Consider the following 12,027-nt stretch of genomic DNA (forward strand, 5'->3'; position numbering starts at 1 on the left):
TGAACGATCAGTCGTTCGCGCGCTGCTCCAGAATCTCTACAGCCGGCAATACTTTACCTTCGACAAACTCCAGGAAGGCGCCACCACCGGTGGAGATGTAGGAGATCTTGTCCGCCAGGTGCCACTTGTCGATGGCGGCCAGAGTGTCACCGCCGCCGGCGACGGAGAAGGCGCTGCTCTCGGCGATGGCGTCGGCCACGACTTTGGTGCCCTTGGCAAAGGCATCAAACTCGAACACACCACAGGGACCATTCCACAGAATGGTTTTGGCGTTCTTGATGATCTCCGCCACGCGCGCCGCGGTTTCCGGACCGTAGTCGATGATTTCTTCATCGGCGCCGATCTGATCGACCTTCTTCACTTCGGTCGGCGTATCATTGGCCCAATCATCAAACCCGGCCGTGGTGGTACGCACGTCAGTGGCGTAGATCACTTCGGTGGTGTTGGTCAGACGCTGCGCTTCGGGGATCAGGTCTTTCTCGTGCAGGGAGTTACCCACTTCGTAACCGGCCGCGGCCACAAAGGTGTTGGAGATGCCGCCACCGACCACCAGGGTGTCGGAGATCTTGGATAGCGAGTCCAGCACGCTCAACTTGGACGAGACCTTGGCACCACCCACGATGGACACCAGCGGGCGCTCCGGGTTATCCAGTACCTTGCCCAAGGCATCCAGCTCGTTGGCCAACAGCGGACCGGCGCAGGCGACGGGCGCGTACTTGGCCACACCGTGAGTAGAGGCCTGGGCGCGGTGTGCGGTGCCGAAGGCGTCCATCACAAACACGTCGCACAGCTTGGCCATTTTCTTGGCCAGCTCGTCGTCGTTGGCCTTCTCGCCCTTATTGAAGCGCACATTCTCCAGCAACACTACGTCGCCGTCGCCCATATCCACACCGTCGACCCAATCGCGGATCAGGGGGACGTCTTTACCCAGAGACTCGCCCAGCGCCTTGGCGACCAGTGCCAGGGAGTCTTCCTCGCTGAACTGGCCCTCTTCCGGACGCCCCAGGTGGGACATCACCATGACCTTGGCGCCCATTTCCAGGGCTTTCTTGATCGTGGGCACGGCGCCGTCCAGGCGCACGGTGCTGGTGATTTTGCCATCGCGAATCGGGACGTTGAGGTCCTCGCGGATCAGTACGCGCTTTCCGGACAGGTCCTGGTCTTGCATTCGTTTTACGGTCATGAATGGCTCCAAATTCGTTGCATTCTGGGTGGCCGTCGGGTCTGACAACCACCCCGGAAAAAAATAGCCCGACTCGGGCGAGTCGGGCTAATGATAGCGCATTCGCGCCCGGCCGTCGCCGACGCGCGCTCTCGCGAGGCGCTCGGGGAGCGGCCGGAACCGCTTACAGCAGGCTTTCGGCGGTTTTGGCGATGTTTTCCGCAGTGAAGCCAAAGTGCTTCATCAGGTCGCCACCTTTACCGGACTCCCCGAAGGTATCCAGAGTCACGGTAGCGCCATCCAGGCCCAGGTACTTGCGCCACTGGTCGCCGTGGGCGGCTTCCACCGCCACCCGGGCGGTGACGCTGCGCGGCAGCACTTCGTTCTGGTATTCCTTGCCCTGCATATCGAACAGGGTGGTGCTCGGCATGGACACCACGCGCACCTTGCGACCTTTCTCGGTCAGCAGGTTGGCGGCTTCCAGGGTCGGCGCCACTTCGGAACCGGTGGCCATCAGAATGACTTCCGGCTCGCCGTCGCAATCGCTCAGGATATAACCACCGCGGGCAATCGCTTCCACCTGCTCGTCGGTACGCTCCATGGCGGGCAGACCCTGACGGCTGAAGACCAGCGCGCTCGGGCGATCCTTGTTCTCGACCGCGAGCTTCCAGGCGGTGGCGGTTTCGGCCGCATCACAGGGGCGCCATACGTCCATATTCGGTGTGGCGCGCAGGGTGGCCATGTGCTCAACCGGCTGGTGAGTCGGACCATCTTCGCCCTGACCGATGGAGTCGTGGGTGTAGACAAAGATGTTCGGCAGCTTCATCAGAGCGGACATCCGCACGGCGTTGCGGGCATAGTCCATGAACATCAGGAAGGTGGCGCCGTAGTGAATGAAACCACCGTGAGCGGTGATTCCGTTCATCATGGCGCTCATGCCAAACTCGCGTACCCCGTAGTACACATAGTTACCGGAGGCGTCTTCTTTGGTGATCGGCTTGGAACCGTCCCAGATGGTCAGGTTGGAACCCGCCAGGTCGGCGGAGCCACCCATCAGCTCGGGCAGAATCTTGCCGAAGGCTTCGATGGACTTCAGCGACGCCTTCCGGCTGGGCATATCTTCTTTCTTGGCCTGGCACTCTTTGATGAACTCGTTCGCTTTGGCGGCGAAGTCGGCCGGCAGCTCACGCTTGATCACGCGGCGCTCAAATTCAGCGGCCAGTTCGGGGTGGGCTTTTTTGTACGCCTCGAAACGCTCGGTCCAGCTGCTCTCGGCGGCCTTACCCTTCTCTTTGGCGTCCCAACCTTTGTAGACTTCGTCCGGAATTTCAAACGCACCGTGTTTCCAACCCAGCTTCTCGCGGGTCAGGGCAATTTCATCATCACCCAGGGGCGCGCCGTGGGAGGAGTGGCTGCCCGCCTTGTTGGGCGAACCAAAACCGATCACGGTTTTGCAGCAGATGATGGTGGGCTTGTCGGTTTCAGCGCGGCCGGCTTCGATCGCCGCCTTGATGGCCGCCGAATCGTGACCGTCTACGCCCGGCACCACGTGCCAGCCATAGGCTTCAAAACGCTTGGGGGTATCGTCGGTGAACCAGCCTTTAACCTCACCGTCGATGGAGATGCCGTTGTCATCGTAAAACACGATCAACTTGCCCAGGCCCAGAGTACCAGCCAGAGAGCTGGCTTCGTGGGAAATGCCTTCCATCAGGCAGCCGTCACCGGCAAACACGTAGGTGTAGTGATCGACAATGTCGTGACCATCGCGATTGAACTGGGCCGCCAGGCTCTTCTCAGCCAGCGCCATGCCGACACCATTGGCCAAACCCTGACCGAGCGGGCCAGTGGTGGTTTCAACACCGGGGGTGTAGCCCAGCTCCGGGTGGCCCGGGGTTTTGGAGTGCAACTGACGGAAGTTTTTCAGTTCGTCGATCGGCAGGTCATAGCCGGTCAGGTGCAGCAGAGAGTAAACCAGCATGGAGCCATGACCGTTGGACATGATGAAGCGGTCGCGATCGGCCCATTCCGGGTTCTGCGGGTTGTGCTTCATGAAGTCATTCCACAGGACTTCGGCGATGTCCGCCATACCCATGGGGGCGCCGGGGTGGCCGCTGGCGGCTTTCTGGACGGCGTCCATACTCAGGGCGCGAATCGCATTGGCTAGATCGTTACGAGTGGGCATGTTTTGAATAGCTCCTTCGATAATGGTTGGGTGTTCTGGGTTTTACCGGCCGCTGACGGCCCACCGGGCAATGGCGGCATGGGCCAAGTTGATTCAGCATCTGGGCCAGGATCTCTGGCCTCTGCCGGCTTCAAGTCACGCTGGCTCGGACTCCGGTCGCGTCGATTCGGAAGCGTCAGGACACGGGGTATTCATCTGTGTTCTTGGGGTCTCTGCGCTCACAACGCGGATTGTACGGCTCTTGTATGACGCTCGGTCGTCCCGACGATCGGACCCACCTGGCTGAGCTGGCCGCTAATTGTATGACATTTGGCGGAGAATTTTAACTGTTCCGCCCAACTTTCACTGCATTGATCATAAAGCGCGCTATTTTCCCCTACCCGAGGCCGACAGTAAAGCCTTGTTATAGTTTTTATGACTATTAAGGGCATTGCCAACCACCTATATCAAAATATTTTGATATAGAACCAAACCCCTGCTAAACTCCCTCTCCATGAATCAAGCCCAGACTCTCCCTGACCCGGACACCCTTGCGCCGGACGCACTGCCCCAGCTGCTCAAAGCCGCCGGCGATTCCCTGCGTCTGGACATTCTGCGGGTCATGAAACGGGACTCCTTTGGGGTGCTGGAGCTGTGCCAGTTGCTGGATGCCAAACAGTCCGGTATGAGTCATCACCTGAAGGTGCTGACCAACGCCGGGCTGCTGGCGCCGCGGCGGGAGGGCAACTCGATTTTCTACCGGCGCGCCTACCTGGCCCCGGACAATCCCCTGCAGACTCTGCAGCAACAGTTGTTCGCGACGCTGGATCGGGAGCCCCTGCCGGCAGCCTTGAGCGAGCGTTTAAAAGCCCTTCGCGGTGAGCGAGCACTCGCTTCACAGCATTTTTTCGCGGACAACGCCCACAAATTCCGCGCCCAGCAGGACCTGATCGCCAGCTACCCGGTGTACGCCGAACAGGTAGGGCAGTTGCTGGCCAATACGCCCCTGCCGGACCACCATCTGGCATTGGAAGTGGGCCCGGGGGAAGGCGAGTTCCTGCCGGTGCTGGCCCGGCGGTTCAAGCATCTGGTGGCGCTGGATAACGCGCCCACCATGCTGGAGCGCGCTCAAGCTCTGGCGGCCGAACGGGGGCTGAGCAATGTCGAGTTTATTGGTGGCGACACCCGGGCCCTGAAAGCCCATAAAGTGCTGGCCGATTGCATCGTGGTGAACATGGTGTTGCACCACACCCCGTCACCAGCGGACATCTTTCAGGACCTGAGCTCCGCCCTGGTGCGCGGCGGCGCCCTGCTGGTAACCGACCTGTGCCGCCACGAGCAGACCTGGGCCCGGGAAGCCTGCGGCGACCTGTGGCAGGGTTTCGAGCCGGACGATCTGTCCCGCTGGGCGTTCGATGCCGGCCTGAGCGAAGGGCAGAGCGTTTACTTCGCTTTGCGCAATGGTTTTCAGATCCAGTTACGACAATTTTTTAAGTCCGTTAATCCGTTACAACCGTAAATAGCATTCACGACTTTGACTGTTCACGACCTTGATATAGGAGCCGCCCATGGCTGAGTACTCACTGTTTACCTCGGAATCCGTATCCGAAGGCCACCCGGACAAACTAGCGGACCAGATTTCCGACGCCGTGCTGGATGCGATTCTCAAAGACGATCCCAACGCCCGCGTTGCGGTGGAAACCCTGGTCAAAACCGGCATGGCCATCGTGGCCGGGGAAGTGCGCACCTCCACTTACGTGGACCTGGAAGACCTGATTCGCCAGGTCATTCTGGACATCGGCTACAACTCCAGCGACGTGGGTTTTGACGGTGCCTCCTGCGCCGTACTCAACGCCATTGGCAAGCAGTCCTCCGACATCGCCATGGGCGTGGACGAAAACGAAGCCTCCGCCAAAGATCAGGGTGCCGGTGACCAGGGCCTGATGTTCGGCTACGCCTCGGATGAAACCGACGTGCTGATGCCCGCGCCGATTTACTTCTCTCACCGCCTGGTGGAAAAGCAGGCCGAGCTGCGCAAGAACGGCACCCTGCCCTGGTTGCGCCCGGACGCCAAGAGCCAGGTGACCCTGCGCTATGACAACGGCAAGCCGGTGGCAGTGGATGCGGTGGTGTTGTCCACCCAGCACAACCCGGATGTCAGTCAGAGCCAAATCCGCGAAGCGGTGCGTGAAGAAATCATTAACAAGGTGCTGCCCGCCGAATGGCTGCACGCCGATACCCGGTACCACATCAACCCGACCGGCCAGTTCATCATCGGTGGCCCGGTGGGTGACTGCGGTCTTACCGGCCGGAAGATCATTGTCGATACCTACGGCGGCATGGCCCGTCACGGTGGCGGCGCCTTCTCGGGGAAAGACCCCTCGAAAGTGGACCGCTCCGCCGCCTACGCCGGTCGCTATGTGGCGAAAAACATCGTTGCCGCGGGCCTCGCCAGTCGCTGTGAAATTCAGGTCTCCTACGCCATCGGCGTGGCCGAGCCGACCTCGATTTCAATCAACACGTTCGGCACTGGCAAACTGCCGGACAACGAAATCGCCAAAATCGTACGCGAGCACTTCGACCTGCGGCCCAAGGGCCTGATCGACATGCTTGACCTGAAGCGCCCGATATACCGACCCACCGCCGCTTACGGACACTTTGGTCGGGAGCTGCCGGACTTTACCTGGGAGAAGACCGATAGGGCCGAGCAGTTGAAGAAGTATTTGTAAACGCGTGACGTAAGGTAACGGCGGATGCGCTTCGCTTATCCGCCCTACGCAACCTCTGAGGTATCCGTAGGGCGGATAAGCGCAACGCGCGCATCCGCCATCACCCAAACCGACACTCGCACCAAACCGAATTCCAACGCTTAACCGGAGCTACACCATGAACATTGCTGCCAACTTCACCGACTACAAAGTCGCCGCCAAAACCGCCGAACAATTCCAGAAAGACGCCGACTGGGGCCGTCGCGAAATCGACATCGCTGAAGGCGAAATGCCCGCACTGATGGCACTGCGCCGCAAATACAAAGCGGAAAAGCCGCTGGCCGGCGCCAAGATCATGGGCTGCATTCACATGACCATCCAGACCGCCGTGTTGATCGAAACCCTGGTGGAACTGGGCGCGGAAGTACGCTGGGCCTCGTGCAACATTTTCTCCACCCAGGATCACGCCGCGGCCGCCATCGCCGCTGCCGGCATTCCGGTGTTTGCCTGGAAAGGCCAGACCGAAGAAGAGTTCTGGTGGTGCATCGAACAGACCGTCAATAAAGACGGTAAGGTCTGGGACTCCAACATGATTCTCGATGACGGCGGCGACCTGACCGGCCTGATGCACGAGAGATACCCGGAGCAACTGGACAAGATTCACGGCATCTCTGAAGAAACAACCACCGGTGTGCACCGTCTGCTGGACATGCTGAAAAAAGGCGAGCTGAAAGTCCCCGCCATCAACGTCAATGATGCAGTGACCAAAGCCAAGAACGACAACAAGTACGGCTGCCGCCACAGCCTGAACGATGCCATCAAGCGTGGCACCGACCACCTGCTGGCCGGTAAAAAAGCGCTGGTCATCGGTTATGGCGATGTGGGCAAAGGTTCGGCCGCTTCACTGCGTCAGGAAGGCATGATCGTCAAAGTGACCGAGGTCGATCCGATCTGCGCCATGCAGGCGTGCATGGACGGCTTTGAAGTGGTCTCCGCTTACACAAACGGCGTCAACTCCGGTAAAGACGAAGACATCAACCACGCGGTGCTAAGCAACACGGACCTGGTAGTCACCACCACCGGCAACGTCAATGTCTGCGATGCGCCCATGCTGCGCGCCCTGAAAAGCAGCGCCGTGGTGTGCAACATCGGTCACTTCGACAGCGAGATCGACACCGCCTATATGCGCAAGAACTGGCACTGGGAAGAGGTAAAGCCGCAGGTGCACAAAATTTACCGGGACAAGGACAGCAACGATCACCTGATCCTGCTCTCAGAAGGTCGCCTGGTGAACCTGGGCAACGCCACCGGTCACCCCTCGCGCATCATGGACGGCTCCTTCGCCAACCAGGTACTGGCACAGATGTACCTGTACGAGCGCAAGTTCGCCGACCTGCCCAAGGACCAGAAGAAGGAGCACCTGTACGTGAAGGTACTGCCCAAGAAGCTGGACGAAGAAGTGGCCAAAGACATGGTCGAAGGTTTTGGTGGCGTGATCACCAAGCTGACCCCGCAGCAGGCCGAGTACATCGACGTGCCGGTGGAAGGGCCGTTTAAGCCGGAAAGCTATAAGTATTAATTGAGTAATGGTTACGGCGGATGCGGCCTTCGGCCTTATCCGCCCTACGAAAGTCTGCGTAGGGCGCGGTAAGCGAAGCGCACCCGCCGTAACCCAACCCTGAATCTACGAAAAAAGACCAAAGAGCACCACCCAAAATGACCGACACCGATCAACCCCAACTAAGTTTCGAATTCTTCCCCCCCAAAACCGACCAGGGCCGGGAAAAACTTCTGAACGTACGCAAGAAGCTCTCCGAGTTCGCCCCGGACTTCTTCTCCGTCACCTACGGCGCCGGTGGCTCCACGCGCGATAACACCAAAGGCATCGTCAAGCACTTCAAAAGTGAAGGCGTATCCGTGGCACCGCACCTGTCCTTTGGCGGTGATGACGAAGCCACCATCATTGAACTGATTCAGGAATACCAAGACGCCGGTATCGACCGCATCGTTGCCCTGCGCGGCGACATGCCCTCCGGCGTCGGCGGCGGCTACCAGATGGTATACGCCAATGAACTGGTGGCCTTTATCCGCAAGCACTTTGGCGATCACTTCCATCTGGAAGTGGCGGCCTACCCGGAAATCCACCCCCAGGCCAAGAGCTACGACGACGACGTCAAATTCCTGAAAGGCAAGTTCGATGCGGGCGCCAACAGCGGTATTACCCAATACTTCTACAACCCGGATGCCTACTTCTACTTTATGGACCAGTGCCACAAAGCGGGCATCACCCAGCCCATCGTGCCCGGCATCATGCCCATCATCAGCTTCAAAAACCTGACCCGTTTTTCCGACGCCTGCGGCGCAGAGATTCCCCGCTGGATGCGCAAGCGCCTGGAAGCCTACGGCGATGACAGCGACAGCATCAAAGCGTTTGGTGAAGAACTGGTGACTGAGCTGTGTGAGACACTGCTGGAGAACGGAGCGCCGGGCCTGCACTTCTATACGATGAACCAGTACGAGCCGGTAGCCAATATCGTCAGGAATCTAGGCTTGCAGCCAGAATAAAGCGTGGCACGGCGCCGGTGGTAGCCGGCATGTGGTGCCAACGAGAGTGTCGGGTTGCGGAGGATGCGCGCTTATACCGCTGCGCTCGGCCCCACGAATACTACGGCAGGTAATTGTCGGGTTACGGCCTTCGGCCTAACCCGACCTACTAAAACGTCACTGCCCAGTAGGTCGGATTAGGCCGAAGGCCGTAATCCGACACCAACACCTAACCTACACCAACAATCATAACGTCACCTTGACTCTAAGTCGGCGGATCACTAAAGTCCTCCACCCATTTCCAGCCAGGACTCTCCCGTGGACACCATTCAGCAACTCCTCGACGCCTTCTTCAGTTTCAAAGCCTACGTCATGCTGCCGGCGATCATTTTTATTATCGCCCTGGCGGTCCGGCTGCCGTTCAAGAAGTCTCTGTTGAGCACCGTTGAGCTGGCGGTGGGTTTTGCGGGGGTCTTTATCGCCTTTGACTTCTTCGTGGCGAACATCAAACCCGCGGTGGAGCAATTGATGGTCATTCGCGGCCTGGAGTACAACGTGCTCGATGTGGGCTGGCCACCGTTGGCCGCCATTACCTGGTCCTCACCGCTGGCGGCGCTGTCCATTCCGTTGATTCTGTTTCTGAATATTTTCATGCTCGCGGTGGGCTGGACCCGCACGGTGTATATCGATCTGTGGAACTATTGGCACTTCGCCCTGCTCGGGGCACTGGTGATGGCCACCAGCGGCAGCATGGTGTTGGGGCTTTCAGCCACGCTGTTGTTGGCCGTTTACTGCTTCAAGCTGACCGAGTGGACCGCGCCGGATGTGGAGCGCGAACTGGGGCTCAAGGGCGTGTCGGCCTCGCCGGTGTCGGTCAATGGCATCGTGCCTTACACCGCCTGCATCAACTGGGTATTTGATCGCATTCCGGGTTTCAACCGCCTCTCCTACAATCCAGAGAAAGCCGCCATCAGCCACGATGTGCCCGGCGCCGACGAGGACGGCCAAGACAGCTCCGAGAAGGATCACTCCATGAGTTGGCTGGCGTTCTTCAGTGAGCCGATGGTCATCGGGGTGCTGATCGGGCTGGTGTTGGCCTTTGCCGCTGGCTACGACACAAAGCAGACATTGGAGCTCGCGGTGCACATCGCCGCGGTGATGTTCCTGTTGCCAAAGAGTGCCGGCCTGATCGGAGAAGCCATGATGCCGATCACCCACGCGCTGCGCGTTCAGGTCGAGCGGCGCTTTCCGTCCCGCAAGAATCTCGTGGTCGCACTGGATACCGGTTTTCTGATGAGTCACAAGTCGGTAATTGTCACCGGCCTGATACTGATGGTGGTGGCGGTACTGATCGCCCTGGTTCTGCCGGGCAACCGGGTGCTGCCTCTGGGCGACTTGCCCAACCTGATTTCGGTGATGTCGATTTCGGTATTGATGTTTCGTGGCAATGTCATCCGCGCGGTACTCGCGGGCATCCCCGTCATCATTACCTTTCTGTTGATTTCCACTCACCTGGCTCCGTTGTACACGGAGTTGGCCAATCAGACCTCCGGCTTTGATGCCGAGGGCCTGGGCCTGATTACCGCCTTTACCGACGGCGGCCATCAGGTACGCTACCTGTTGCTCCAGCTGTATCAGGGCAACCTCTGGGCCGTCGGCGGCGTAGTGGTTCTGGTAATGATGATGGTCTTCACTTGGCGGCGCTGTAAGGCGTTACAGCGCCGCTGAGCTGATGACTAGGAAGACAGAGCCCGAGCGATGGATCGCTTGGGAACAATCGGCACCTCGCGATGCAGGCGCTCGGCGATATCGTCCACCGCAATGACACCCCGGATATGGTGCTGGTCACGGTCCAGCACCAAGCAGTGTGTCTCACCCGTTTCACGTAGCACTTGTACCAGATCACCCACCGTCGCCGATGTTAAAGCCTCTAAATCCAGCGCCGGAATTGAAGCCCTGGGTAACATCAAATCGCCTGCGGTCAAATCACCACGCTCGACGCCCTGCAGCGTCTGGGCTACCAGAATGTACTGTTCGGAAAGACGCTCGGCTGTCAGTAGTCCAATAAACTCCTGCTGAGCATTGACCACCAACTTACAGCTCACACCTTCCATAGCCATCAGGCGGGCAACGCCCACCGCAGACACACTGGATTCAACGGTGTGGGGTTGATGAGCGCGAAAGTCGGTCATCAAATCCAGCGCGGGTGAGTGTTCAGTCAGATCCTCAAACTCTCTGGGCTTAACCAGATGATCCACAGGATCTAGTTTGTATATGTTTAACGCTTTCATGAAAATTACCTCCGAGACGGGCACCACCTATGGATGCCAGCCAAGATTCGACAATGGGCTGAAGCCCAAACTTTAAAAGATCAATCGAATCACAAACGGACCGGCGAGGCCCGGGCAGGAGGACGCTCCGAGGTTCGAAGCAGGAAGGGCGAGGGCGGCAGGCTTTCACCCACCCCCGACTGGAGGGCAGCCACCGGCCAAAGAAACACGGCAGAAGAGCCATCGTCCGAATCCGTGTCAAACGATGACGCCGAGAGACCAGCGCTGTCCAGGGCCACATCGGCAAAGGCTTTCCCGTTCTCATACCCCCAATCGGCCACCACGGGGACCGAAAGGCTAGCGCTCAAAAGCAGCGCGAGCAGCAGAGTGAACAGGGAGCGATTTACCATTTAAGTTCCGTTGGCCAGTTCAATATGGATCCATCTACGCTAGCGGAGCCTGCGCAAAGGTACAAGCGCCTTAACAACACTTTATGTTAGATGAGGGGCCCACGGCCAAAGTTCAATCCTCCAGCCACAGCCTGAGTAAATTATTGCGGCTGCGACTCAGGCGATCGAACTGCTCGGTTTTTCCGTGGGCATCAAACTCGGTGCGCAGCGCGGTATCCAAGTCCAGCAGAATTTCCCGCTGTTCACTGCGCCGCACCAGACTGCGCACCCAACCGACCACCGCCATCCGCTGCCCGGTGCGAACCGCCTCCACCCGATGCAGGTAAGTGGTGGGGTACAGCAGCAGATCCCCCGCATCTACCTTCCAGGCCCGATCCCCTGTGCTGTCCTCCAGCACCAGCTCGCCCCCCTCGTAATCGGCGGCGGGTGTCAGCCCCAGGGTGAACGACAGATCCGTGCGCTGGCCGTGAATCACTGCATCATCCATGTGGGACCCGTAATGCATACCGGGCCCATAGCGATTGATCAGGATTCTGGGAAAGCTTTTGGGCAGCGCCGCACTGGCAAAGAGGGGGTGCGCCCGAAGCCGCTCCTCCACCAGACGAACGATGGCCGCACGGGTCTTGTCATCCCGGGCCTGTTCATTGCGCTTGACCGGTTTGGCCGCCCAACCGGCGCTGGCGGCACCATCGTCGAAGGCCTGAGAGGCCAGCCGCTCTTGCACCGCAGACAGGGTGCCGGCGTCGAGCACATCTTGAATGTAAAGAATCAT

10 protein-coding genes are annotated in these 12,027 nt (G+C 59.2%); 5 read left to right on the forward strand and 5 right to left on the reverse strand.

Annotated features, from left to right (window positions below):
- Positions 1-7: 7 nt before the first annotated feature.
- Positions 8-1,183 (reverse strand): phosphoglycerate kinase, encoded by a 1,176-nt coding sequence (locus CMG77_RS04220; RefSeq protein WP_286807625.1) that lies wholly within the window; start codon positions 1,181-1,183, stop codon positions 8-10.
- A 163-nt stretch (positions 1,184-1,346) separates the two neighbouring features.
- Positions 1,347-3,344, reverse strand: a complete 1,998-nt coding sequence (gene tkt, locus CMG77_RS04225) for a transketolase (protein WP_286875837.1) — start codon at positions 3,342-3,344, stop codon at positions 1,347-1,349.
- A gap of 493 nt (positions 3,345-3,837) precedes the next feature.
- On the opposite strand from tkt, the gene CMG77_RS04230 reads away from it, so the two are divergent.
- The 5 genes from CMG77_RS04230 to CMG77_RS04250 all read left to right on the forward strand — a co-directional run bounded on the left by CMG77_RS04230 (position 3,838) and on the right by CMG77_RS04250 (position 10,303).
- Positions 3,838-4,842, forward strand: a complete 1,005-nt coding sequence (locus CMG77_RS04230) for an ArsR/SmtB family transcription factor (RefSeq protein WP_286807628.1) — start codon at positions 3,838-3,840, stop codon at positions 4,840-4,842.
- A gap of 49 nt (positions 4,843-4,891) precedes the next feature.
- Complete coding sequence (gene metK, locus CMG77_RS04235; RefSeq protein WP_286807629.1) at positions 4,892-6,052, forward strand: methionine adenosyltransferase; 1,161 nt, start codon at positions 4,892-4,894, stop codon at positions 6,050-6,052.
- Between the two features lie 157 nt (positions 6,053-6,209).
- On the forward strand, positions 6,210-7,610 hold the full coding sequence (ahcY, locus tag CMG77_RS04240; protein ID WP_286875838.1) for an adenosylhomocysteinase: 1,401 nt from the start codon (positions 6,210-6,212) through the stop codon (positions 7,608-7,610).
- Between the two features lie 137 nt (positions 7,611-7,747).
- Positions 7,748-8,596 carry a methylenetetrahydrofolate reductase [NAD(P)H] gene (gene metF / locus CMG77_RS04245; RefSeq protein WP_286875840.1) on the forward strand — a complete coding sequence of 283 codons (849 nt, stop codon included), beginning with the start codon at positions 7,748-7,750 and terminating at the stop codon, positions 8,594-8,596.
- A gap of 297 nt (positions 8,597-8,893) precedes the next feature.
- Entirely contained in the window at positions 8,894-10,303 is a 1,410-nt protein-coding gene (locus tag CMG77_RS04250) for a PTS transporter subunit IIC (protein WP_286875842.1), read from the forward strand.
- Between the two features lie 8 nt (positions 10,304-10,311).
- Here CMG77_RS04250 and CMG77_RS04255 read toward each other — a convergent pair whose 3' ends face one another.
- From CMG77_RS04255 to CMG77_RS04265, 3 genes are all read right to left on the reverse strand, one after another.
- Positions 10,312-10,866 (reverse strand): CBS domain-containing protein, encoded by a 555-nt coding sequence (locus tag CMG77_RS04255; protein WP_286807636.1) that lies wholly within the window; start codon positions 10,864-10,866, stop codon positions 10,312-10,314.
- Positions 10,867-10,955: 89 nt separating this feature from the next.
- Positions 10,956-11,255 carry a hypothetical protein gene (locus tag CMG77_RS04260; protein ID WP_286807637.1) on the reverse strand — a complete coding sequence of 100 codons (300 nt, stop codon included), beginning with the start codon at positions 11,253-11,255 and terminating at the stop codon, positions 10,956-10,958.
- Positions 11,256-11,367: 112 nt separating this feature from the next.
- Positions 11,368-12,027 (reverse strand): Fe2+-dependent dioxygenase, encoded by a 660-nt coding sequence (locus CMG77_RS04265; RefSeq protein WP_286807638.1) that lies wholly within the window; start codon positions 12,025-12,027, stop codon positions 11,368-11,370.

This window comes from Marinimicrobium sp., from assembly GCF_002695945.1.
Lineage (GTDB): Bacteria > Pseudomonadota > Gammaproteobacteria > Pseudomonadales > Cellvibrionaceae > Marinimicrobium > Marinimicrobium koreense.

What these genes read in the sequence shown, in the direction of transcription:
- CMG77_RS04260 (WP_286807637.1), bottom strand. Translation starts at nt 11,255, where the DNA reads ATGGTAAATCGCTCCCTGTTCACTCTGCTGCTCGCGCTGCTTTTGAGC.
- CMG77_RS04230 (WP_286807628.1), top strand. Translation starts at nt 3,838, where the DNA reads ATGAATCAAGCCCAGACTCTCCCTGACCCGGACACCCTTGCGCCGGAC.
- metK (WP_286807629.1), top strand. Translation starts at nt 4,892, where the DNA reads ATGGCTGAGTACTCACTGTTTACCTCGGAATCCGTATCCGAAGGCCAC.
- CMG77_RS04265 (WP_286807638.1), bottom strand. Translation starts at nt 12,027, where the DNA reads ATGATTCTTTACATTCAAGATGTGCTCGACGCCGGCACCCTGTCTGCG.
- CMG77_RS04220 (WP_286807625.1), bottom strand. Translation starts at nt 1,183, where the DNA reads ATGACCGTAAAACGAATGCAAGACCAGGACCTGTCCGGAAAGCGCGTA.
- CMG77_RS04255 (WP_286807636.1), bottom strand. Translation starts at nt 10,866, where the DNA reads ATGAAAGCGTTAAACATATACAAACTAGATCCTGTGGATCATCTGGTT.
- tkt (WP_286875837.1), bottom strand. Translation starts at nt 3,344, where the DNA reads ATGCCCACTCGTAACGATCTAGCCAATGCGATTCGCGCCCTGAGTATG.
- metF (WP_286875840.1), top strand. Translation starts at nt 7,748, where the DNA reads ATGACCGACACCGATCAACCCCAACTAAGTTTCGAATTCTTCCCCCCC.
- ahcY (WP_286875838.1), top strand. Translation starts at nt 6,210, where the DNA reads ATGAACATTGCTGCCAACTTCACCGACTACAAAGTCGCCGCCAAAACC.